This window comes from Microcella indica (assembly GCF_013414345.1).
Taxonomy (GTDB): Bacteria; Actinomycetota; Actinomycetes; order Actinomycetales; family Microbacteriaceae; genus Microcella; species Microcella indica.
The window spans coordinates 309,352-331,045 of sequence record NZ_CP058670.1 but is presented as its reverse complement, the minus strand read 5'-3'; the positions used below and the strand labels follow the sequence as shown (position 1 = coordinate 331,045).

The 21,694-nt window shown below is 71.4% G+C and carries 19 protein-coding genes, 1 tRNA gene and 1 riboswitch; of the genes, 11 read left to right on the top strand and 9 right to left on the bottom strand.

Features of this window, described 5'->3' with window-relative positions; translation table 11 throughout:
- Positions 1-22: 22 nt before the first annotated feature.
- The 3 genes from HUJ41_RS01610 (at position 23) to HUJ41_RS01600 (ending at position 3,612) form a co-directional block, all read left to right on the top strand.
- A complete protein-coding gene (locus HUJ41_RS01610; RefSeq protein WP_179873061.1) occupies positions 23-2,566 on the top strand; it encodes a transglycosylase domain-containing protein in 2,544 nt (847 codons plus the stop codon).
- Entirely contained in the window at positions 2,563-3,513 is a 951-nt protein-coding gene (locus tag HUJ41_RS01605; RefSeq protein WP_246299282.1) for a metallophosphoesterase, read from the top strand. Before HUJ41_RS01610 ends, HUJ41_RS01605 begins: the two co-directional genes overlap by 4 nt.
- 25 nt (positions 3,514-3,538) lie before the next feature.
- Positions 3,539-3,612 (top strand) — tRNA-Pro (locus HUJ41_RS01600).
- A 198-nt stretch (positions 3,613-3,810) separates the two neighbouring features.
- Here HUJ41_RS01600 and HUJ41_RS01595 read toward each other — a convergent pair.
- From HUJ41_RS01595 to HUJ41_RS01575, 5 genes are all read right to left on the bottom strand, one after another.
- Complete coding sequence (locus HUJ41_RS01595) at positions 3,811-4,470, bottom strand: thymidine kinase (RefSeq protein WP_179873060.1); 660 nt, start codon at positions 4,468-4,470, stop codon at positions 3,811-3,813.
- A complete protein-coding gene (locus HUJ41_RS01590; protein WP_179873059.1) occupies positions 4,470-5,132 on the bottom strand; it encodes a response regulator transcription factor in 663 nt (220 codons plus the stop codon). The genes HUJ41_RS01595 and HUJ41_RS01590 overlap by 1 nt, the downstream gene beginning before the upstream one ends.
- Positions 5,122-6,339, bottom strand: a complete 1,218-nt coding sequence (locus tag HUJ41_RS01585; RefSeq protein WP_179873058.1) for a hypothetical protein — start codon at positions 6,337-6,339, stop codon at positions 5,122-5,124. Before HUJ41_RS01585 ends, HUJ41_RS01590 begins: the two co-directional genes overlap by 11 nt.
- On the bottom strand, positions 6,336-7,523 hold the full coding sequence (locus tag HUJ41_RS01580) for a sensor histidine kinase (protein WP_179873057.1): 1,188 nt from the start codon (positions 7,521-7,523) through the stop codon (positions 6,336-6,338). The genes HUJ41_RS01585 and HUJ41_RS01580 overlap by 4 nt, the downstream gene beginning before the upstream one ends.
- Positions 7,524-7,624: 101 nt before the next feature.
- Positions 7,625-8,734, bottom strand: a complete 1,110-nt coding sequence (locus HUJ41_RS01575; RefSeq protein ID WP_179873056.1) for an Rv2578c family radical SAM protein — start codon at positions 8,732-8,734, stop codon at positions 7,625-7,627.
- Between the two features lie 100 nt (positions 8,735-8,834).
- Here HUJ41_RS01575 and HUJ41_RS01570 point away from each other — a divergent pair, with 100 nt between their 5' ends.
- The 3 genes from HUJ41_RS01570 to HUJ41_RS01560 are packed head-to-tail and all read left to right on the top strand — an operon-like array spanning position 8,835 to position 11,115.
- Positions 8,835-9,587: a LamB/YcsF family protein gene (locus HUJ41_RS01570; RefSeq protein WP_179873055.1), complete on the top strand. Its 753-nt coding sequence runs from the start codon at positions 8,835-8,837 to the stop codon at positions 9,585-9,587.
- Positions 9,584-10,204, top strand: a complete 621-nt coding sequence (locus tag HUJ41_RS01565; protein ID WP_179873054.1) for a 5-oxoprolinase subunit B family protein — start codon at positions 9,584-9,586, stop codon at positions 10,202-10,204. Before HUJ41_RS01570 ends, HUJ41_RS01565 begins: the two co-directional genes overlap by 4 nt.
- Entirely contained in the window at positions 10,204-11,115 is a 912-nt protein-coding gene (locus HUJ41_RS01560) for a 5-oxoprolinase subunit C family protein (RefSeq protein ID WP_179873819.1), read from the top strand. Before HUJ41_RS01565 ends, HUJ41_RS01560 begins: the two co-directional genes overlap by 1 nt.
- Positions 11,116-11,130: 15 nt before the next feature.
- Here HUJ41_RS01560 and HUJ41_RS01555 read toward each other — a convergent pair whose 3' ends face one another.
- From HUJ41_RS01555 to HUJ41_RS01540, 4 genes are all read right to left on the bottom strand, one after another.
- Complete coding sequence (locus HUJ41_RS01555) at positions 11,131-12,756, bottom strand: ABC-F family ATP-binding cassette domain-containing protein (RefSeq protein ID WP_179873053.1); 1,626 nt, start codon at positions 12,754-12,756, stop codon at positions 11,131-11,133.
- A gap of 127 nt (positions 12,757-12,883) precedes the next feature.
- Positions 12,884-13,795, bottom strand: coding sequence for a bifunctional methylenetetrahydrofolate dehydrogenase/methenyltetrahydrofolate cyclohydrolase (locus HUJ41_RS01550; protein ID WP_179873052.1), 912 nt, complete (start codon positions 13,793-13,795; stop codon positions 12,884-12,886).
- Between the two features lie 2 nt (positions 13,796-13,797).
- Positions 13,798-15,075: a serine hydroxymethyltransferase gene (glyA, locus tag HUJ41_RS01545; RefSeq protein WP_179873051.1), complete on the bottom strand. Its 1,278-nt coding sequence runs from the start codon at positions 15,073-15,075 to the stop codon at positions 13,798-13,800.
- Positions 15,076-15,126: 51 nt separating this feature from the next.
- Positions 15,127-15,210, bottom strand: a riboswitch (ZMP/ZTP riboswitch).
- A gap of 3 nt (positions 15,211-15,213) precedes the next feature.
- Positions 15,214-16,506, bottom strand: coding sequence for an MFS transporter (locus tag HUJ41_RS01540; RefSeq protein ID WP_179873050.1), 1,293 nt, complete (start codon positions 16,504-16,506; stop codon positions 15,214-15,216).
- A gap of 133 nt (positions 16,507-16,639) precedes the next feature.
- Here HUJ41_RS01540 and purU point away from each other — a divergent pair, with 133 nt between their 5' ends.
- From purU to HUJ41_RS01515, 5 genes are all read left to right on the top strand, one after another.
- Entirely contained in the window at positions 16,640-17,497 is an 858-nt protein-coding gene (purU, locus tag HUJ41_RS01535; RefSeq protein ID WP_179873049.1) for a formyltetrahydrofolate deformylase, read from the top strand.
- Between the two features lie 28 nt (positions 17,498-17,525).
- Complete coding sequence (nagA, locus tag HUJ41_RS01530) at positions 17,526-18,671, top strand: N-acetylglucosamine-6-phosphate deacetylase (protein ID WP_179873048.1); 1,146 nt, start codon at positions 17,526-17,528, stop codon at positions 18,669-18,671.
- Between the two features lie 142 nt (positions 18,672-18,813).
- On the top strand, positions 18,814-19,248 hold the full coding sequence (locus HUJ41_RS01525) for an FMN-binding protein (protein WP_179873047.1): 435 nt from the start codon (positions 18,814-18,816) through the stop codon (positions 19,246-19,248).
- A 3-nt stretch (positions 19,249-19,251) separates the two neighbouring features.
- Positions 19,252-20,169: an FAD:protein FMN transferase gene (locus HUJ41_RS01520; RefSeq protein WP_179873046.1), complete on the top strand. Its 918-nt coding sequence runs from the start codon at positions 19,252-19,254 to the stop codon at positions 20,167-20,169.
- Positions 20,166-21,623, top strand: coding sequence for an FAD-dependent oxidoreductase (locus HUJ41_RS01515; protein WP_179873045.1), 1,458 nt, complete (start codon positions 20,166-20,168; stop codon positions 21,621-21,623). The genes HUJ41_RS01520 and HUJ41_RS01515 overlap by 4 nt, the downstream gene beginning before the upstream one ends.
- The last annotated feature ends 71 nt before the right edge of the window (positions 21,624-21,694 follow it).

Sequence of the window (21,694 nt, the reverse complement as noted above, 5' to 3'; positions counted from 1 at the left end):
AAGTTGCCGTACCCTCAAGCATATGTCTGCCCAGAATCAGAAGGCCTCCGGCATCATCGGCGCACTCGCCGGCATGCTCGGCCTCAGCGCACTCGCCGGAGTTCTCGTGACCGTCATGGTCACCCCGGCGCTCGCGGTCACCGGAATGGCCGCCTCCAACACCATCGGCATCTTCGAGGGTCTGCCCGAGTACATCCGCATCGACGAGCAGTCCCAGCGCAACACGCTGTGGGCTCAGAAGACGGCCAACCCCGATGACGGCTACACCGAAATCGCGACGGTGTACTACCAGAACCGCGAGGAGGCCGGCTGGGACGACGTCTCGCAGTACATCAAGGATGCCGTGCTCGCCGGTGAGGACCGCCGCTTCTACGACCACAATGGCGTCGACGTGCAGTCGATCGTGCGTGCCGCGGTCGGCAACGTCGCCTCGGGCGACATCGAGTCGGGCGCCTCGACGCTCACGATGCAGCTCGTCAAGAACCTCTTCATCAACGAGGCCCTGCAGCTCGAGTCGGAGGAGGATCAGCTCGAGGCCATCCGCGCGGCGCAGGAGACGAGCCTCGAGCGCAAGCTCAAGGAGGCCAAGCTCGCGATCGGGCTCGAGAAGCAGTACACCAAGAACGAGATCCTGCTGGCCTACCTGAACATCGCCGGCTTCGGCGGCAACACCTACGGCATCGAGGCGGCCGCACAGGAGTACTTCGGGGTTACCGCCGCCGATGTGACCATCGCCCAGGCCGCGAGCCTCATCGCGATCGTTCAGCAGCCCGGCGCGCGCTCGCTCAAGAGCCCGGAGAACTACCCAGCAAACCAGGCCCGCCGAGACTTCATCCTCGATGCGATGCTCGATGAGGGCTTCATCACGGCCGCCGAGCACCGCGAGGCGATCGACCAGCCGGTCGACGAGGAGTTCGTGAACCCGAGCCCTCCCTCGAACGGCTGCATGGCGGGCCATCGATACGCCAAGTTCTTCTGCGACTTCGTCGTCGAGAACGTCGACAACTTCGAGTCGCTCGGTTCCACCGTGGAGGAACGGCGCAATGCGTGGCGCCTGGGCGGTCTCGACGTCTACACGACGCTCAACCTCTCGCTGCAGAAGGTGGCGCAGGACGAGGTGTGGAACTACGTGCCGCGCAAGGAGACCGCGCTCGAGCTCGGTGGCACCGCCGTGTCGGTGGAGACGGGCTCCGGCCGCATCATCACGATGGCGCAGAACAAGACCTTCGACAACACCCTCGAGGGCGGCGGCCTGGGCACGACTGCCGTCAACTTCAACACCGACCAGCCCTACGGCGGCTCAGGCGGATTCCAGACCGGATCGACCTACAAGGTCTTCGCTCTCCTCGAGTGGCTCAAGCAGGGCCACGGGCTCAACGAGTACGTGGACTCGACGGTGCGCACCTTCAACCAGGCCTCCTTCACCGACTCGTGCGTGGGCGGCTGGGGCGGGCCGTGGACACCGAAGAACGACGCGCCGGCGGCACCGGCGATGAGCGCCTACCGCGCCACCACCGATTCGGTGAACACCGCCTTCGTCGCGATCGCCCAGCAGCTCGACCTGTGCGGCATCCGACAGACGGCGGAGAGCATCGGAGTGCACCGCGCCGACGGGGCTCCCCTGGAGACGAACCCCTCGTCGGTCCTGGGCACGAACAACATCGCGCCCATGACGATGGCGGCGGCGTTCGCTGCGATCGCGAACGACGGCCGCTACTGCGAGCCCATCGCGGTCGACCGCTTCGTGACCCGCAACGGTGAGGAGCTTCCCGGTCAGGCGCCGGACTGCCGCCAGGGTCTCGACCCCGAGATCGCCGCCGCTGCCGCCTACGCCATGCAGGGCGTGATGAGCGGGGGAACCGGTGTCGCCTCCAACCCTCGCGATGGTGTGCCGATCATCGGAAAGACGGGAACCACCGACCGATCGAAGCAGACGTGGGTCGTCGGCTCCACGCGCGAGGTTGCGACGGCTGTGTGGGTCGGCAACATCAAGGGCGATTTCCCTATCCGCAACTACCCGAGCGGCGGCAGCCTCCGGCACCTCATCTTCAAGCCCCTCATGACTGCCGTGAACGGCCAGTACGGCGGAGGCGGCTTCCCGGATCCCCCGGGTCGACTCCTCATCGGTTCGGGCGTCGAACTGCCTGACGTGCGCGGCGAGACCGAGGAGGACGCCCGTTCCCTGCTCGAGGGGCTCGGCTTCGGCTTCGAGGTCTCCGGCCAGGTCGACTCCGATCTCGAAGAGGGCCGCGTGGCCAGCATGTCGATCGAACCGGGCACCCTGCTCGCGCGAGGGGTGATCGTGCGGGTGGAGACGAGTCGCGGCAACCTCATCGAGCTGCCCGACGTCTCGTCCGACGGCTACACCTTCGAAGAGGCTCGCGACATTCTCGGCGACGCCGGGTTCACGAACGTCTCCGAGTCCTGCTCCGAGATCCCGCCGGTGGAAGAAGGCGGCGATCCGCTCATGGACGGCATCGTCACGGGGCAGAATCCGAGTGGAGGCTCGAAGGTCAAGTATGAGAAGTCGATCACGTTGACGGTCTCGCGACTCGACTGTTCGTGAGCGCTCTCGTTCGCGGAACGGCCGCCGCATCCCTCGGGATCGCGGCGGCCGTCGCCGTGTACGCGACGGTCGTCGAGCGCCGCGCCTTCCGAGTGCGACGGGAGACCGTGCCCGTTCTCTCCCCCGGCGCCGAGCCGATTCGGATCCTGCACCTGAGCGACCTGCACCTCGCCCCCTGGCAGCGCGACAAGATCGAGTGGGTGCGGAACCTTGCGCAACTCGAGCCCGATCTCGTCGTCATGACCGGCGACAGCCTGGGTCACCTCGAAGCGCTGCCGGCCCTGCGTCGCGCGCTCGAACCCTTCGCGGGAGTCCCCGGCGTGTTCGTGCACGGTTCCAACGACTACTTCGCGCCCGGCCCCAAGAACCCGTTGCGGTACCTCATCGGCCCCTCTCAGCACCGCGCCGAGGAGGCGACGCGGCTGGACGTCGACGCGCTCGAGAGCTTCTTCCTCGACCGTCTGGGGTGGTTGAACCTCAACAACGACGTCACCCAGCTCTTCCTCAAGCGCTCCCGCCTCGAACTGCTCGGCACCAACGACGCCCACCGCGGATGGGATCGCCTCGATGTGCTGCCGGCCCTCATGGATGCTCTGCGCGAGCTCGACGAGGACCCGACCGACGACCCCGCCGTGACGATCGGTGTCACGCACGCCCCCTACCAGCGCGTGCTCGACTCCTTCACGACGCAGGGCGCCGATGTCATCTTCGCGGGGCATACGCATGGCGGGCAGGTGTGCGTGCCGGGCGTCGGCGCGCTCGTCACCAATTGCGACCTTCCCCGCGAGTACGCGAGGGGGCTGCACGTGTGGCACCACGCCCTGTCAGCGGCCTACCTGAACGTCTCGGCGGGTCTCGGCACCTCGATCTTCGCGCCCGTGCGCCTCGCCTGCCCGCCCGAGGCGGTGCTCGTGACTCTCGTCGACGACGACATCGGCTATTCTTGACGGGTCGCCCTCACTGAGGGCGCATCGGGGTATGGCGCAGCTTGGTAGCGCGCGTCGTTCGGGACGACGAGGTCGCAGGTTCAAATCCTGTTACCCCGACAGTGTTCTCTCTCGGGAACGACAGAAGCCCTCGAACCTACGGGTTCGGGGGCTTCTGTCGTCCCCCAGGCTCGTCACCCCGCCAGATCTGGCACGAATGGGCGCTTGAGCTCTGCGCGCGGCCCCGTTGGGGGCAAATCTGGGGCGGGACGAGCTACGCGGGGCGGGGCGGTGGGGGCGGAGCGGAGCGGCCCGCGACTAGCTGAAGTCCGGGTCAGGTTCGAGTTCCAGCCCCACCGGGGCCTTCCACCCGGAGGCCAGCGACTCTCCCGACTCGTCGAGGTAGCACGCCCCGCACAGGCTCTCGTAGGCGACGTCGACGCCATCGATGGCGACCTGGTCGCCGTCGAAGACGAAGACGCCGTCGATCGAGCGCGCGTTGAAGACGGCTTTGCGGCCGCAGCGGCAGATGGTCTTGAGCTCTTCGAGGGAGTGCGCGATCTCGAGCAGTCGGCGGCTGCCGGGGAACGCGACCGTCTGGAAGTCGGTGCGGATGCCGTACGCGAGGACGGGGATGTCTTCCCGGATCGCGATGCGCAGCAGGTCGTCGACCTGCGGTGGAGTGAGGAACTGCGCCTCGTCGACGAGGAGGCACGAGACATCCCGTTGCCGCACCCGCAGCAGGGACGCACGATGCGCTTGGAAGCGCGTGTAGACGTCGTCGGTCTCGTCGATCGTGAAGTCGACGGCGCGCGTGACGCCGAGCCGCGACACGATCGTCTGGTCGCCCTTGGTGTCGATGCGCGGCTTGGCGAGCACGACGGACTGGTCGCGCTCCTCGTAGTTGTAGGCGGCCTGCAGCAGCGCGGTGCTCTTGCCGCTGTTCATCGCGCCGTAGCGGAAGTAGAGCTTGGCCATTACTGCAGGTGTCCGTCCTCCGCCGCCCGGCGGATCAGCTCGGCCTTGCTGCTCGCGGGGCGCCCAGCCTTCGCATACTTCTCGCGCACACGGCGCACATAGGTCTTGGCCGTCTCGTACTGCACGTTCATCTTGGCCGCGACCTCGCTCACGCTGTACCCGCTCGCGTAGAGCACGAGGGCTTCACGCTCACTGATGCTGAGCTTCGGGCGGGCGGGATGCACGGCTCCTCTCGGCAGCGGCCTCCAGTCACGCACCGCCTCGCCGGAGGACTCCATGCCCATGACGCCGCGCGCGGCCTCCATGACCTCGCTCAGGGGCAGCGCCTTGGAGAGGAAGGCTGCGGCACCCGCGGCGAGCGCGCGCTCGCGCGCCTCGTCGGTGTCGAGACTGGTGAGCACGATGACCTTGGCTCCGGCTGCCCGGCAGGTGCGCACGCGCGCCTCGATCGAGACGGGCTCCTGCAGCTGGAAGTCGAGGAGGACGAGGTCGGTCGGAAATTGGTCGCTCTGCACGAGCTCGAACCAGGTGGGTGCGGTGAGCACGAGTTCGAAGTCGGGGGCGTTGCCCTCGATCCAGCTCGACAGGCTGTCGAGAAGAAGTTCATGATCGTCCAGGATGGCGAGGCGAACCCGGCGGCCCAGCCTCGCGTCAGTGTCCATACTCAAACTCTAGAGTCACCGCCTCGGCCTGGGCGTCGACGCGCGAGCGATGCGTGAGTCCGCGCACGAGATGCAGGGTGGGCGTGAGCACGCGCACCGCACGAGAACCACCCGTGGGGGTCGTAAGGGACCACCGGACGCTCACCCCCGTGGCCGTCGCGCGGATGCGCAATCCGATCGCCGACGCTTCGACGCGCTCGACCGCTTCCATGCCGATCGCGCGCAGGAGCGTGCGCTGCGCCGTCGTGAGTCGGCGGCCCACGTCGTCGGGGTCGTCGGCCGTTCCGCGCACGGCGGCCCCGGGGGCCCGCGAGCAGAGCTCGTCGAGGAGGCTCTGCGCCCAGCATCGCTGAACGTCCGCCACGAGGAGGGCCCGGATGCTCTGCGCGAGTTCGCGCGCCTCCTCCCGATCCTCGGGCGTGAGCCTTTCCGCCGCGCCGATGCGCGTGAGGTACGGCACGACCTTGCGATTCACGAGGCTGACCCGCTGCTGCTGCACCGAGCGCGCGACCCCGCCGCGCTGCTCGACGGCCGTTCCTGCCGCAGAGCGCCAGGCCTGCTCGAGCCAGGTGAGGATCGAGCTGTTCATGGAGAAGGCGTAGGCGGCGGAGGCGAAACCCAGGCAGGCGAGCGAGCTGGAGCCCGCCACAGCGAACGTCGCCAGGGGCACGGGTGACGCGGCGAAGGGTGCTTGCAGCAGGGCGAGAATGGCAGAGACCGCGGTGAGGCTGGCTGTAGCCGTCGCGAGCTCGAGGGCCGGTCGATAGGGCGCGAGTGACAGCAGGACGAGTCCTGCCACGAGCGGCGCCCAGTCGTCGCGCAGCAGGAGGTTGGCCCCGTACGTGGAGGCGACCGCGAGGCCGAGAACTGCGCCGAGCACAAGGTAGATCAGGAGCCCCCACGTGACGGAGAACACCGATCGGTGGGCTCGCGTGCGGTCGAGGATGATGGCGGCGATCGCGATGACGAGCACGGTGGCGAGGACGAAGCCTGCGAGCCACGTCACCTCGGAACCGCGCGAGAGCAGCGTGAGCAGGGGCAGGGCCACGGCGAGGGCGAGGATGCCGCCCGTGACCGGCCGCGCTGCGACGGCCGAGAGGGGGTCGATGCGCTCGGTCGTGGCCCGACCTGCCCGCAGACCGCGCGCCGCGATTCCCCAGGGGAAACGCGCGAGTTCTCGGCGCGCGAGCGTGGAGTGGGTCGTCATCGTCGCGGCGCCCCCGTCGGCACGCGCAGCATGACTGACGTGCCCTTGCCCGGTTGCGACCAGACCGTCGCGGCGCCCCCGATGGAGTCGAGCCGCCCGATGATGCTCGACCCGACCCCGAGCCGCCCCCCGCTGCGGCCGGCGACATCGAAGCCGACACCCGCATCGATGACCATGACCGAGAGTTCCTCCGGAGAGGCGCCGACCACGATCTCGGCGTGCGTCGTCACCGCGTGCCGTCGAACATTCGAGATGCACTGGGCTATCGCCCTCACGAGTTCGTCCGCGGTCTCCCGAGGCAGAGTCTCCAGCGCGTCCAGATCGCCCGCGAGGGTGACCTCGAGCTCTCCCCCCGCCTCCGCGACCGCCCGTCGCAGCAGTTCGGCTCGTTGGGCGCCGGCTGTGCCGTCGCCGGGCGCATCGACCGCGAACCACTCCTCGCCGACGATCATCGCCAGGTCGGCCGCGATCGACTCGCGCACCTCGTGCGAGATCCGAGCATCCGGCGTCGCCGTGACGACCGCGAGCTGATTGAGCACGGTGTCGTGCAGCAGCGCCGTGGCGCGCGACTCGAAGACGGCACGCACTTCGGCCAGTTGCTCGTCCTTCGCCGCCCGGAAGAGCGCCGACTGCGAGGCCCGCGTCGTGAACCGCTCGGCGCCGACCACGGCGAGGGTGCCGACAATGGCGAGATAGATCGCGAACGGTGTCCCGTCGAACTGCCATCCTGCTCCGACGGTGGCGCGCGCAGCGAAGGTGGCGAGCTCACCAGCGAGGTAACCGAGGGTGGTCCACGCGATCGCGTCGCGCGCCTTCGGCGTCACCCCCACGACCATCATGAGCGCGAGCTTGAGCAACTGCACCACGTAGTCGTCGTAGGCGATCGGCGCGCCGAGCTCGGTCGAGATGATGAGGGTGGAGAGGTAGACGCCGAGCCCCCCGATGACGACGTAGCAGACGGCGATGAAGCGGGAGGGTGTGCGGTCGAGCATGACGAGGAGGGCGAGCATCGGCAGGAGGGCCAGAAGCGCGGGCCACAGCGCGACCTCCGGGAGCGAGACTTCGACGGAGAGCCCCACGATTCCGACAGAGACGAGGCTCACGGCGGCGATCGCGTGCCCGGCGCGAGCGACAGCGGTGCTCGTCGTACGGGCAGCAAGGTGACTCGGTAGCCCGAGCGGCATCGCCTCCCCCTCTCCGCGCGCTAGAAGAAGGGCCCACAGCCCCCCGAGGCATTATGGCCCGCCCGCAGCCGCACGGCCAGTCCACATCCAGGGGGCACGAGTCAGAAGAGCGTGGCGGCCCCGCGGCGCTCAGGTGCCGCGGCTGTCGTGCGCGGTGCTACGGGTCGTACGGCGGCGGCGCGCTGCCGCGACCCCGCGAGAGCGGCAGACCGCACGGTGCCCGTCGCCGTGTCGAGCGCGGGCGCGCGCAGGCCGTGCGAGCGGCGCACCTCGTCGACGCGCGCTGCGAGCCACGCGCGGTAGGCCTTCGGCGGGTGCGGCCCGTCGCGGTAGAGCTCGCGGTACCTCTCGACCCGGTCCGGGTGCTCGCGCTCGAGCCAGGCGAAGAACCACTCGCGCACGCCAGGGCCCAGCCGCAGCGAGGAGTGCACGGCAGAGCGAGCCCCGGCCTCGCGGATGCGGGCGAACGCCTCGTCGAGGTGCGCGCGCGTGTCGGTGAGGTCGGGCAGCAGGGGCATGAGGAACACGCTCGGGGCGAAGCCCGCATCGACCGCCGCGCGGATGGTCGCGAGCCGAGCATCCGTCGAGGGGGTCCCCGGCTCGATCGACTGCTGCAGCTCGTGATCGTAGATGGCGATCGACATGCTCAGGTCGACGGGCACGCTCTGCGCCACGCGGTGCAGGAGCGGCAGGTCGCGGCGCAGCAGCGTGCCCTTCGTGAGGATGCTCAGGGGCGTGCCGCTCGACGCCAGAGCCTCGATGATGCCGGGCATGAGCGCATAGCGGCCCTCGGCACGCTGGTAGGGGTCGGTGTTCGTGCCGAGAGCTACGGGGTCGCGCTGCCAGGAGGTCCGCGCGAGCTCACGCGCGAGCACCTCGGCGACGTTGAGCTTGACGATCACCTGGGCGTCGAAGTCGCGACCGGCGTCGAGGTCGAGGTACTCGTGGGTCGGCCGCGCGAAGCAGTAGACGCACGCGTGGCTGCAGCCGCGGTAGGGGTTGATCGTCCAGCCGAAGGGCAGCCCGCCTCCCCCGCCGGGCACGCGGTTGAGGGCCGACTTGGCGAGCACCTCGTGAAACGTGAGCCCTGCGAACTCCGGCGGCCGCACCGTGCGCACGAGCCCACTGAGCGCCAGTGCGCTGTCAGGCGAGTCGAAGCCGGGCAACGCGTCGGCGGCGAGCGCGGTCGGCTTCTGACTGCTCCACCGCATGCCGCACCTCCTGGCGATAGTCGAACATACGTTCGATCACTCGTCAAGTCGGGGACCATCGACCCGTGACGGGGCGCCCGCGCAGTCGTAGGCTCGGGGGATGCCGCACGTCGACCTCAACAGCGACCTCGGCGAATCCTTCGGTGCCTGGACGATGGGCGACGATGCGGCGATGTTGCCGCTCGTGTCGAGCGCGAACCTCGCCTGCGGTTTCCACGCCGGGGATCCGCTGGGCCTCCTCGCGGCGTGCCGCACGGCCTTCGCCCACGGGGTGACGATCGGCGCGCATCCCTCGTATCGCGATCGCGTCGGGTTCGGGCGCCGGGACATGGAGGTCGCGCCCGAGGAGCTGGGCGCGGAACTCCTGTACCAGGTGGGGGCCCTGGTCGGCGTCGCCGAGAGCATCGGCGCGCGCGTCGCCTACGTCAAGCCGCACGGCGCCCTCTACACGCGCATGGCGGTCGACCCGGTCGTCGCCGACGTCGTCGCAGAGGCCGCCGCCACCCTCGCGCTGCCCGTGCTCGGTCCGCCGCTCTCCGCCGTGGAGACGGCCTGCTCGCGCGCCGGGGTGAGGTTCGTGCGCGAGGCCTTCGCCGACCGCGCCTACCTCGCCGACGGCACGCTCGCCCCGAGGGGACTGCCGGGGGCGGTCATCACCGACCCGGCGGAGGTCGCCGACCGAGCCGAGCGCATCGTCGCCGACGGCGAGGTGACGGCGCTCGACGGCTCCACCGTGAGCGTGCGCGTCGACTCGCTGTGCGTGCACGGCGACACCGTCGGAGCGGTGCAGCTCGCGCACGCAGTGCGCGAGGCGCTGACGCGTGCCGGGGTCACGATCGCCGCCTTCGCATGAGGCTGCTGGCCTGCGGGGACCGTGCGCTGCTCGCCGAGTTCGCCACCCAGGGGGGTGTGCTCGGCGCGCTCGCGGCGTGGCAGGACGCTCCGCCCGGCGTGCTCGAGCTCGTCCCCGCCGCCCGCACCGTGCTCGTGCGCGTCGACCCTGGTGTGCTCGGGCTCGGGCACCTGGAGCACTGGCTGACGACGACCCCGCGCGCCGAGGCGGCCCTCCCGGTGGGCGCCGAGGTCACCATCCCGGTGCGCTACGACGGCGAGGATCTCGCCACGGTCGCGCAGGCGTGGGCGTGCTCGCCCGACGAGGTCGTCGATCGGCACTCCGCATCCGAGTGGGTGTGCGCCTTCGTCGGCTTCGCCCCGGGCTTCCCCTACCTCGTGCCGGCCGACGGTGCGGCGGCGCTCCCTCCCGTGGCACGACGATCGACCTCGCGCACGACGGTTCCCACGGGAGCCGTCGCCCTTGCGGCCGAGTACTGCGGCATCTACCCGCGCAGCTCTCCTGGCGGCTGGCAGCTCATCGGCACGACCGACGCCGTGCTGTGGGATGCGGCCCGCGCCGACCCCGCCCTCGTGACCCCCGGCACGCGCGTGCGCTTCGCGCGGGTGGTGCCGTGATGCTCTCCCCCGACGCTCTCGCGAGCTCGTCCGCTGCGCATCCGGTTGTGCGGGTGCTCGCCGTGGAGGGCCGAGCCCTCGTGCAGGACCTCGGTCGCGTCGGCCTCGCGCACCTCGGCGTGAGCGGGTCGGGCGCCTTCGACCGCGCCGCCCACCGCCTCGCGAACCGACTCGTGGGCAACCCCGAGCATGCCGCGGCGCTCGAGGTCCTGCTCGGCGGGGTGCGCCTGGCGCTGCCCGCCGGCTGCTGGCTCGCCGTGACGGGCGCGTGGGGTCCGGTGACCCTCGAGGGCGAGCGCCTCGAGCCGCACACGGCCGTGCGCACGTCACTGCCGTGCGAGCTCGCGCTGGGCCCCGCGACGCACGGCGTGCGCTACACCGTCGCCGTGCGCGGCGGCCTCGCCGTGGCGGAGACGCTCGGCTCGCGATCGCGCGACACGCTCGCGGCGCTGGGGCCCGCGCCGCTCGCCGCGGGCGACGAGCTGCCGATCGGGCCGGAGCCTGACGACCTCGTGCCGCCCGCCGACCGCCTGCCGGTCGACCCGCCGACGACCGGTCTTGTCGAGCTCGACGTGCGCCCCGGCCCTCGGCTCGAGTGGCTCACGGCAGGCGCGCGCGACCTGCTGCTCGGCGTCGTGTGGCAGGCGTCGGCCCGCAGCGACCGCACGGGCGTGCGGCTCGAGGGGCCCCGGCTCGACCTCGCTCGGCACGGGGAGCTCGCGAGCGAGGGGATGCTGCGCGGGAGCATCCAGATCTCCCCCGACGGCGCGCCCACCGTTCTGGGCCCCGACCACCCCGTGACCGGAGGGTACCCCGTCGCGCTCGTCGTGACGGAGGCCTCGCTCGACCGCCTCGCCCAGCTGCGCCCCGGGCAGCCCGTGCGCCTGCACCTCGTCGCCGGCCGCCCCTGACCCTCGACCACACGATCAGAGGGCGAGGGTGGGGCCGTCCCACCGCGTGCGCAGCCAGCGGTCGTGGCTCGCGACGACGACCGCGCCCGGGTAGGTGCCGAGCGCGTCCTCGAGCTCGGCCGCGAGACGCAGCGACAGATGGTTGGTCGGCTCATCGAGCAGAAAGAGGTGCGGTGGTCGCGCCACCACGAGCGCGAGCGCCAGTCGCCGCTGCTGACCCACCGAGAGTGCACCCACCGGCCGCTCGAGGTCGCGCGGCGCGAGCAGACCGAGGTCCATGAGCGGCACGGTCGCGGCCCGACGCTCGCCGACCGACCGCTCGTAGACCTCCCGAGGAGAGCGCTCCGGGTCACGGAAACGCACGTCCTGCTCGAGGAGCGCGACGCGGAGGCCGCGCCGAACGGTGCGCTCCCCCGCGTTGGGCGGTAGCGTGCCTGCGAGCACGGCGAGCAGCGTCGACTTGCCCGCGCCGTTGGCCCCCGTGACGAGCAGCCGATCCTGCGCTCCGAGCCGCACGCTCGTAGCACGGAGCCGCTCGCGCACGGCGGCCGCCTCCAGCTGCACGAGCACGGCGTCGCTCGGGGCGGTGGCTCCAGCCGGGATACCCGCGAAGCTCAACGGCTCGGGTGGGCGCCGCACCTGGCTCGATTCGAGCTGCGCGAGCCGCAGCTCGGCGCTCCGCACGCGACGACTCGTACCGGCCTGCGTGCGCGCGGCTTTGAACTTGCGCACGAACTTGTCGTTGTCGCGCACCCGGCGATCCGCCGAGCCGAGGGCGCGCGCGGTCGTCACGAGCGAGTCGCGCAGCCCGTCGAGCTCTCGCTGCTGCTCGGCATGCCGCTGGGCCCACCGCTCGCGCTCCCGGGCCTGCTCGGCTAGGTACTCGCTGAACCCGCCGCCGTACCGCACGGCCATGCCGCCGCCGTTCTCCCCCGTCGCGGCGCGGCGGCTCGGGTCCAGGTCGACGAGCGCGGTCGCGACATCGTCGAGGAACGCCCGGTCGTGGCTCGCGAAGACGACGGGCCCGCGCCAGGCGCGCAACTCGAATCGCAGCGTCTGCGCCGCGGCATCGTCGAGGTGGTTGGTCGGCTCGTCGAGCACGAGCGCGTCCGGCCGGCCCAGGAGGAGGGCCGCGAGGGCGATGCGGCTGCGCTGACCTCCCGAGACGGCACCGAGCGGTGTCGAGAGCGGGATGCCCGCCACGCCGAGCCCGTCGAGCAGAGCATCCCGGCGCGCCTCCAGGCTCCACAGCTCGGCCCGCTCGGCAGTGGCGAGCGCCGCCGCGTACTCGTCCGCCGCCTCGGGCCGCGTGCCGAGGTCGCGGGCCGCCGTCTCGAGTGCGCGCTCGATCGCGCGGAGCGGGGCGACGGCATCGTCGAGGAGGGCCGCGATCGGCTGGGCCGGATCGTGGACCACCTCTTGGGGGAGGTAGCCGACACGTGCGGGGCTCTCCACGCGACCGCCGTCGGGCTCGTCGACCCCGGCGAGGATGCGCAGCAGGGTCGACTTGCCCGCGCCGTTCTCGCCGATCAGGCCGAGCCGCGCGCCCGGAGGAGCGACGAGGTCGACGCCGTCGAGGACGAGGCGGGCGTCGAAGGAGCGCGCGACGCCGAGCGCGCGCAGGGCAACAGAGGTTGACATGAGGATGGTGCCGTTTCGGCTCGCAGGTCTCCCGCCGGGCGAAGCCTCGGGCGCGGGACGGACTGCGTCATCTCTTCATGATGGGGTCGAGAATACCCCACCCCTCCAGCCGACCGCGAGGGGCAGGTCAGCCGGCGGCGCGCTCGGCGGTCTCGACGACGTTCGCGAGGAGGAGCGCGCGCGTCATGGGGCCGACGCCTCCGGGGTTCGGCGACACCCAGCCGGCGACGCTCGCCACATCGGCCGCCACGTCGCCCGCGATGCGCGAGCGACCCGACTCGGGGTCCTCGACGCGGGAGACGCCGACGTCGAGCACGATCGCCCCGGGCGACACGTCGGCGGCGCTCACGATGCCGGGCACGCCGGCGGCCGCCACGATCACGTCGGCGCGACGAAGGTGCTCGGCGAGGTCGCGCGTGCCCGTGTGGGTGAGTGTCACGGTCGCGTTGTACTCGCGGCGCGTCAGGAGTGCGCCGAGCGAGCGGCCGACGGTCACGCCGCGGCCGACGACGACGACGTCCTTGCCCACCCACGACAGCCCGTGGCGCTCGACGAGCTCGATGACGCCGCGCGGCGTGCACGGCAGGGGCGAGTCGATCTCGCGCGTGACGCGCAGCATGAGGCGCCCGAGGTTGGTGGGGTGCAGCCCGTCGGCGTCCTTGTCGGGATGCACACGCTCGAGAATCGCGTCGGTGTCGATGTGCGGCGGCAGCGGCAACTGCACGATGAAGCCCGTGACGGCGTCGTCGGCGTTGAGCTCGTCGATGACGGCCTCGAGCTCGGCCTGCGTCGTCTCCACCGGCAGATCGCGGCGGATCGATGCGATGCCGACTTCGGCGCAGTCCTTGTGCTTGCCGCCGACGTACCAGCGGGAGCCTGGGTCGTCGCCGACGAGCACGGTCGCGAGCCCCGGCACGATGCCGCGGGTCGCGAGGTCGGCGACGCGCCCGGTCAGCTCGGCCTTGATGGTCGCCGCGGTGGCGGTTCCGTCGAGGATGCGCGCCGACGAGTCGGCGCGGTCGCGCTCGTGCTCGGCCATGGCTACAGCCCCGGGTAGAGCGGGAACGCCTCGGTGAGCGCCTCGACGCGGCCGCGCAGCGCAGCGATGTCGGGGCTCGGCATGAGCGAGTGCGCGATGATGTCGGCGACCTTGCCGAACTGCTCCTCGGCGAAGCCGCGGGTCGCGAGGGCCGGAGTGCCGATGCGCACGCCGCTGGTGACCATCGGCGGGCGCGGGTCGAAGGGCACGCCGTTGCGGTTGACGGTGATGCCGACCTCGTGCAGCAGGTCCTCCGCCTGCTTGCCGTCGAGCGGCGAGGTGCGCAGGTCGACGAGCGCGAGGTGCACGTCGGTGCCCCCGGTGAGCACGTTGACGCCCGCGTCGATGGCATCCGGCTGGGTGAGGCGGTCGGCGAGAATGCGCGCACCCTGGATGGTGCGCTCCTGCCGCGACACGAACTCGGGAGTCGCGGCGAGCTTGAACGCCACAGCCTTGGCCGCGATGACGTGCATGAGCGGTCCGCCCTGCTGGCCGGGGAAGACGGCGGAGTTGAGCTTCTTGAACAGCGACTCGTCGTTGCTGAGGATGATGCCCGAGCGCGGGCCCGCGAGTGTCTTGTGCACGGTCGAGCTCACCACGTGGGCGTGGGGCAGCGGCGAGGGATGCAGGCCCGCGGCGACGAGACCGGCGAAGTGCGCCATGTCGACCCACAGCTTGGCGCCGACCTCGTCGGCGATGGCACGGAAGGCGGCGAAGTCGAGCTGGCGCGAGTACGCCGACCAGCCGGCGATGATGACGGTCGGCTTGACCTCGAGCGCCTTCGCGCGCACAGCATCCATGTCGATGAGCATCGTCTCGGGGTCGACGCCGTAGGCGGTGGCGTTGTAGACCTTGCCGGAGAAGTTGAGCTTCATGCCGTGCGTGAGGTGGCCGCCGTGGGCGAGCTCGAGGCCGAGGATCGTGTCGCCGGGCGTCGCGAGAGCGTGCAGCACGGCCGCGCTGGCCGAGGCGCCCGAGTGGGGCTGCACGTTGGCGAACTCGGCGCCGAACAGGCTCTTGGCGCGCTCGATGGCGAGGTTCTCGGCGATGTCGACGAACTCGCAGCCTCCGTAGTAGCGCTTGCCGGGGTACCCCTCGGCGTACTTGTTCGTGAGAACGGAGCCCTGGGCTTCGAGGATGGCGCGCGGAACGAAGTTCTCGCTCGCGATCATCTCGAGCGTGTGGCGCTGGCGGCTCAGCTCCTGGTCGAGCACGGCGGCGATCTCGGGGTCCACCGTCTCGAGGGGCTCGTTGAAGGTCGAAGGCAGGGAATCAGACACGGTCGGCTCCTTGTACGCGGGCTCGGGGCACGCTGCCCCGGCGGGTGGTGTGCTGAGGGCCCAGGCGAACGGCCCCTCGCCGTGTCAGTCGCTTCCTGATGGTGACCCATCTGAACGCCAGTTGCGACGGCGTCGAGTCTACCGCGGCTCTCGCCCGCCGCGCTGAGAGTGATCGGGCAGCACGATCGACCCGGTGATGAGCGGCACGCTCGACTCGTCCGCCACGTCGTCATCGGCGACGGCGACGGGAGCGCGGCGGGCGCGCACCAGGTCGACGACGACGAGCAGAGCGAGACCGAACCCGATGATCGCGGCCTGCACGAGCGCGAGGGCCGGCGTCGGCAGCACGACGAAGAGCGCACCGCCGATCGCGGCGCCGCCGCCGATGCCGATGTTGAACGCGGTTGTGAGCAGCGCGGCGCCCACGTCGCGCACGCGCGCCGACGCCGTGTGCAGCAGGCGCGTCTGCAGGAGGGTCGGGATGCCGCCGAAGGCGGCGCCCCACACGAAGAGCAGCACGATGACGAGCAACGGCACTCCCGCCGAGAGGCCGACACCTGCCACCGACACGGCGACGACGCCGAGCATCCCGTACAGCCCCCCGCGGGGGAATCGAGACCCGAGGAATCCGGCGAGGACCAAGCCGATCGCCCCCGCGCCCCCGTAGACGAACAGGAGCGCGCCGACGCTCGCCTCCGCGAAGCCCGCCGAGTCGATGAGGAACGGGGCGATGTAGGTGTAGAAGACGTTCTGGCCGCCGACGACGATGAGCACGAGCAAGCAGATGAACAGCACGGCGGGGAACGTGGGGTCGCGGCGGGCGGGCAGGGTGATCTCGCCCGTGGCGAGCGTCGGGCGGTGCTGCACAGCCGGCAGGAACCGCACGACGAGCACCAGCAGCACGAGCACGATCGCGGCGATGACGCCGAACGCGGCACGCCAGCCGAGGGCCGTGCCGAGCGCAGTACCGGCCGGCACGCCGAGAACGAACGCCGCGGTGCCGCCACCGCTCGTGACCGCGACGGCCCGCGCGATCTGATGACGAGGAACGAGGTGGCCCGAGTAGGCGCCCGCGATCGCCCAGAACAGACCGTGCGCGAGACCGCCGAGCACCCGGGCGACGACGAGGAGCGCGTAGTCGGGGGCGATCGCCGCGCCCACGTTGGCGATCGCGAAGAGCACGAGCACGGCCAGCAGCAGGTGCTTGCGCTCGAAGCGGCGGGTCAGGGCGGCCAACGGCGCCGTCGTGAGCACGACCGTGCCCGCGAAGATCGTGATGAGCAGCCCCACCTGGGCTTCGGAGACATCGAGGTCGGCGGCGATCTGCGGCAGCAGGCCGGTGGGCAGGAACTCGCTCGTGACCATGAAGAAGATCGCGGTGGAGAGGGTGAGCAGCCCGACCCAGGGGAACGGACGAGTGGGGTGAGTCATGTGAGTGGCAAGAGCTTTCGCGGTCGGCGCGACGGGCCGACTGTCCCGGGGCGCGCCCTGACGACGAGCCGCGCGCCACTCTACCCGCGTTGGATGACCACCTGCGGGCAGCGGCGACCGTAGGCTGAAGGGCGTGACAAGCCCCCTGAACCACTGGATCGTGACCATCGTCTGCGACGACCGGCCCGGCATCGTGCATGCCGTGACGGGAGCGATCGTCGAAGCGCAGGGCAACATCACCGAGCTGCAGCAGTTCTCGGGGCTCGAGAGCGGGCGCTTCTTCCTGCGCCTGCAGACCGAGACGGCGACCGACCACGAGGGGCTGCTCGCGGCACTGCAGCCGGTGATCGAGAACTACGGCATGGAGTGCCGCGTCGACCGCGTCGGTCGCCCCCTGCGCACGCTCGTGCTCGTCTCGAAGGCGGCGCACTGCCTCAACGATCTGCTGTTCCGCCAGCGCAGCGGGCAGCTGCCTGTCGAGATTCCGCTCGTGCTCGGCAACCACCCCGACCTCGCCGAGCTCGCGAGCTTCTACGACGTCCCCTTCGAGTCGCGGCCGGTCACGACCGCCGACGAGAAGGCGGCGTTCGAGGAGCGCGTGCTGCGCGCGGTCGAGGAGCACGACATCGAGCTCGTCGTGCTCGCCCGCTATATGCAGATCCTCTCCCCCGAGCTGTGCGCCGCGCTCGAGGGCCGCATCATCAACATCCACCACTCGTTCCTGCCGGGCTTCAAGGGTGCGAACCCGTACCGGCAGGCCCATCAGCGGGGTGTGAAGCTCATCGGTGCGACGGCGCACTTCGTCACGAGCGACCTCGACGAGGGCCCCATCATCGAGCAGAACGTCGTGCGGGTCGACCACTCGCGGTCGCCGGCCGAGCTCGTCGCGATCGGGCAGGACGAGGAGAGCCGCACCCTCAGCCAGGCGGTCACGTGGTTCGCGGAGGACCGAGTGCTCCTCGACGGCCAGCGGACCATCATCTTCCAGTAGTCGCTCGCTCCCCACCCGAAGGGCTCGCATGACCACGACACTGCTCACCGGCGGCCGGCTGCTCGACGCCGAGGGGTCCCGGCACGGCTGGGTCCTCCTCGAGGGCGATCGCATCGCGGCGACCGGCCTGACGGGTCAGGATGCACCGCCTCCCGCCGCGACCACGATCGACGTCGCCGGCCGCACGATCACGCCCGGGTTCATCGACCTCCACGGGCACGGCGGCGGCGGTGCCGCGTACGACAACGGGCCGGACGAGATTCGCCAGGCACTCGCGACGCACCGCGCCCACGGCACGACCCGCTCGGTCATCTCGCTCGTCGCCAACCCCCTCGACGACGTCGTCGCGAGCCTCGGGGTGGTCGCGGCGCTCACGGAGAGCGACCCGACCGTCGTCGGCGCGCACCTCGAGGGCCCGTTCCTCGCGATCGGCCGCCGGGGCGCGCACTCCCCCGAGTTCCTCCGCGACCCGGACGAGGCCACCGTGGCGACCCTGCTCGAGGCGGGTGACGGTTGCATCCGGCAGGTCACGATCGCCCCCGAGCTGCCCGGAGCGCTCGACGCGGTGCGGCAGTTCGTCGCGGCGGGCGTCGTCGTCGCGGTCGGGCACACCGAGGCCGACGAGTACCTCGCGCGGGCCGCCTTCGAGGCGGGGGCGACGCTCGTGACGCACATCTTCAACGCCATGCCGGGCATCCACCACCGCGACCCTGGACCGATCGTCGCGGGCTTCGACGACGACAGCGTGACCCTCGAACTCGTGCTCGACGGGGTGCACGTGCACCCCTCGGTCGCCCAGATGATCTTCCGCGCCGCTCCGCACCGGGTCGCGCTCGTGACCGACGCGATGGCGGCCGCGGGAGGGCAGGACGGCTACTACCAGCTCGGCTCGCTCAACGTCACCGTGCAGAACGGTCTCGCCGTGCTCAACGGCACGCAGACGATCGCCGGCTCGACCCTCACGCAGGATGTCGCGCTGCGCACGGCCGTGACCGTCGCCGGTATCGACGAGGCGCGCGCGGTCGAGGCGCTCACCCGCACGCCGGCGTTCGTGCTCGGCCGCGACCACGAGTGGGGCTCGCTCGCGGCGGGCTTCGCCGCCGACCTCGTCGTCCTCGACGACGACTGGCGCACCGAGCGCGTCTGGGCGAACGGGGTCGAGGTCGCGCGGTAGAGCACGGCGAGCGCCGGGGGCAATCGCTCGGCGCGACCACAGCGAATACTCACTCAGAGGCACGAGGCTGATGGTGTGCCGAGTGCACTCTGAGCTCGCGAGCGCGAGTACGCGCCCCCTCACCGCAGACTCGAGGAGACCCATGACCCGCAGCACTCGGCCCTCCGCCATGCCGCTCTACGCCTCGGCAGCCGGCCTCACCCTCCTCGGCACCCTCGCCGGGTGCGCTGATGCGGGCGCGACGGCCGGCGGCACGACCCCTGGCGACACCTCGGCGAGCTACGCCGACGGCAGCTACCAGGCCAACGGCACCTACACCTCACCCAACGGCAGCGAAAACATCATCGTCGCGGTCACGCTCGAGGACGACGTGGTGACCGAGGTCGAGGTGACGACCAACCCCAACAACCCGACGACCGAGTTCTACCAGTCGGCCTTCGCCGAGGGCATCGCCGCCGAGGCGGTCGGCGTCGACATCGACCTGCTCGACGTCACGCGCGTCTCCGGCTCCTCGCTCACGAGCGGCGGGTTCCGCGAGGCCATCGCGAGCATCAAGGCCGACGCGCTCGAGGGCTGAGACGTGGCGTCGAGCCGCTTCGACGCGATCGGGGTGCCATGGCGCCTCGACGTCAGCGGTGCGCACGGCGGCGAGCACGACGGTGAACACGGCGTTGAGGCCGACGGCGAACTCAGCGACGACGACCTCGCCGCCGTGCACGCGCGCATCGAGCGCTTCGACCGCGACTGGTCGCGCTTCCGCACCGACTCGCTCGTGAGCCGCATCGCGCGCGGGGCCGGCTCCTGGACCCTGCCCGAGGATGCTGTGCCGATGCTCGACCTCTACCGCGAGCTGCACGACCTCACCGACGGCAGGCTCAGCCCGCTCGCGGGCGCCTCGCTCGAGCAGCTCGGCTACGACGCGACCTACCGGCTCGAGCCGCGCGGCGCCCCGCGCGCTGCGCCGCGCTGGGGCGACGCCCTGAGCCTGCGCGAGACCGCGGCCGGGCTCGTGCTCGACTGCCCCGCCCCCGTGCTGCTCGACGTGGGCGCGGCCGGCAAGGGCTACCTCGTCGACCTCGTCGGCGACCTGCTGCAGGCCCGTGGCGCGATCGAGACCGTCGTGGATGCGAGCGGAGACCTGCGCTGCTGGGGCGAGCGCAGCATCCGTGTCGCTCTCGAGAACCCGGCCAACCCCGCGAAGGCGGTCGGCGTCGTCGAGGTGCGCGGCGCGGCCCTCTGCGGGTCGGCGTCGAACCGGCGCGCGTGGGGCGACGGCCTGCACCACATCGTCGACGCGACGACGGGCCGACCGGTCGGCGGAGTCATCGCGGCGTGGGCGATCGCCGAGACGGCGCTGCTCGCCGATGGGCTCGCGACGGCGCTCTTTCTCACCGAACCGGCGCGCCTGGCCGAGCGTTTCCCGTTCCAGTGGGTTCGATTGTTCGACGATGGCCGCCTCGAGGGCAGCCCCGACCTGTCAGGAGAGCTGTTCGCATGAGAGCGACGATCGACGCCGTCACCGGCCGCGTGAGCATGTACCGACTGGCGACCGCGAGCCTCGTCGTGGTGCTCGCTCTCGGTGTCGTCCTCGCGTTCCTCGACATCATCGGGCCCGACCCGTACGCGATCCTCGGCACCGCAGGGGTCGTGCTCGTCGCCACTCTCGGCGCAAACGAGGTCGCGGCACGACTCGCGCGCGTCGTGCCGCACCGGGAGTCGAGCGTCATCACAGCGCTCATCATCGTGTGCCTCGTGCCGCCGAGCCTCGCCACGATGGCGCTCGTGGGCGCCGCCGCCGCCGGCATCATCGCGGCGCTGTCGAAGTACCTCATCGTGTGGCGCGGGCGGCATCTGCTCAACCCTGCCGCGACGGGCGTGCTCGTCGCGAGCCTCGCCGGGCTCACGATCGGCGCGTGGTGGATCGCGACTCCCGCCATGCTGCCCGTCGTCGCCCTCGGCGCCCTCCTGCTGCTCGACCGCACGCGGCGCCTCGACGTCGGGCTCGTCGCGATCGTGCTCACGGTCGCGATCATCGGTACGCGCATCACCCTCACGGGCGCGGCGCCGCTCGACGCCTACAGCTCGGTGCTGCTGCTGTTCCCCATCGTCTTCCTCGCCGGGTTCATGCTCACCGAGCCGCTCACCCTGCCGCCGCGACGCTGGCAGCAGTGGCTCACCGCGGCGGTCGTCGCCGTGGTGTTCTCGGTGCCCTTCAGCCTCGGCCCGCTCTACACCTCCCCCGAGCTGGCCCTCGTCGTGGGCAACATCGTCGCCTTCGCTGTCTCGCGCCGCCCCGGTGTCTCGCTGCGCCTCATCGGCGCGGCGCCCCTCTCGCCGCACGCGACCGAGCTGCGCTTCGAGCCCTCGCGGCCGCTGCGCTTCGAGGCGGGCCAGTACCTTGAGCTGCACGTGCCGCACGGAGCCGACCAGAGGGGAATGCGCCGCAGCTTCACGATCGCGTCGGCCCCGAGCGATCCGATCGTGCGCCTCGGCATGCGGATGCCCGACCCGGGCTCCACGCTCAAGCGAACCCTGCGCGAGCTCAAGCCGGGGGCCCGCGTGGCGACCACGCTCATCGCCGGCGACTTCCTGCTGCCCCGCGACCGGAGCATCCCGCTGGTCCTGCTCGCGGGCGGCATCGGCGTGACGCCGTTCGCCAGTCAGCTCGCCGAGCTCACGGCCCGCGGCGAGCGGCGCGACGTCGTCGTGCTGGTCGTGCCGTCGAACCCCGGCGAGCTGCTCTACCGCGACGTTCTCGAGGCGGCGGGAGCGCGCGTCGTCGAGGTGCCGCTCGAGAGCCTGACGCGGGATGCCCTGCTCGAGCTCGTGCCCGACCTCGCTTCTCGGCGCGGGTACGTCTCGGGTGCCCCTGCAGTGGTCTCCGCGGGGCGCGCGGCCCTTCGTGCGGCGGGTGCGAAGCGCATGCAGACCGACTACTTCGTCGGGTACTGAGAACCTCGATTCACGGGTGAGAAGCCGCTCTCACCAGGACTTTCGCCGTGCGCGAACACTTGGCACTCTCC

Excerpts from the sequence above, each read along its gene's own strand:
- HUJ41_RS01610 (WP_179873061.1), top strand. The coding sequence starts at position 23 with ATGTCTGCCCAGAATCAGAAGGCCTCCGGCATCATCGGCGCACTCGCC.
- HUJ41_RS01595 (WP_179873060.1), bottom strand. The coding sequence starts at position 4,470 with ATGGCCAAGCTCTACTTCCGCTACGGCGCGATGAACAGCGGCAAGAGC.
- HUJ41_RS01590 (WP_179873059.1), bottom strand. The coding sequence starts at position 5,132 with ATGGACACTGACGCGAGGCTGGGCCGCCGGGTTCGCCTCGCCATCCTG.
- HUJ41_RS01585 (WP_179873058.1), bottom strand. The coding sequence starts at position 6,339 with ATGACGACCCACTCCACGCTCGCGCGCCGAGAACTCGCGCGTTTCCCC.
- HUJ41_RS01580 (WP_179873057.1), bottom strand. The coding sequence starts at position 7,523 with ATGCCGCTCGGGCTACCGAGTCACCTTGCTGCCCGTACGACGAGCACC.
- HUJ41_RS01575 (WP_179873056.1), bottom strand. The coding sequence starts at position 8,734 with ATGCGGTGGAGCAGTCAGAAGCCGACCGCGCTCGCCGCCGACGCGTTG.
- HUJ41_RS01570 (WP_179873055.1), top strand. The coding sequence starts at position 8,835 with ATGCCGCACGTCGACCTCAACAGCGACCTCGGCGAATCCTTCGGTGCC.
- HUJ41_RS01565 (WP_179873054.1), top strand. The coding sequence starts at position 9,584 with ATGAGGCTGCTGGCCTGCGGGGACCGTGCGCTGCTCGCCGAGTTCGCC.
- HUJ41_RS01560 (WP_179873819.1), top strand. The coding sequence starts at position 10,204 with ATGCTCTCCCCCGACGCTCTCGCGAGCTCGTCCGCTGCGCATCCGGTT.
- HUJ41_RS01555 (WP_179873053.1), bottom strand. The coding sequence starts at position 12,756 with ATGTCAACCTCTGTTGCCCTGCGCGCGCTCGGCGTCGCGCGCTCCTTC.
- HUJ41_RS01550 (WP_179873052.1), bottom strand. The coding sequence starts at position 13,795 with ATGGCCGAGCACGAGCGCGACCGCGCCGACTCGTCGGCGCGCATCCTC.
- HUJ41_RS01540 (WP_179873050.1), bottom strand. The coding sequence starts at position 16,506 with ATGACTCACCCCACTCGTCCGTTCCCCTGGGTCGGGCTGCTCACCCTC.
- nagA (WP_179873048.1), top strand. The coding sequence starts at position 17,526 with ATGACCACGACACTGCTCACCGGCGGCCGGCTGCTCGACGCCGAGGGG.
- HUJ41_RS01525 (WP_179873047.1), top strand. The coding sequence starts at position 18,814 with ATGACCCGCAGCACTCGGCCCTCCGCCATGCCGCTCTACGCCTCGGCA.
- HUJ41_RS01515 (WP_179873045.1), top strand. The coding sequence starts at position 20,166 with ATGAGAGCGACGATCGACGCCGTCACCGGCCGCGTGAGCATGTACCGA.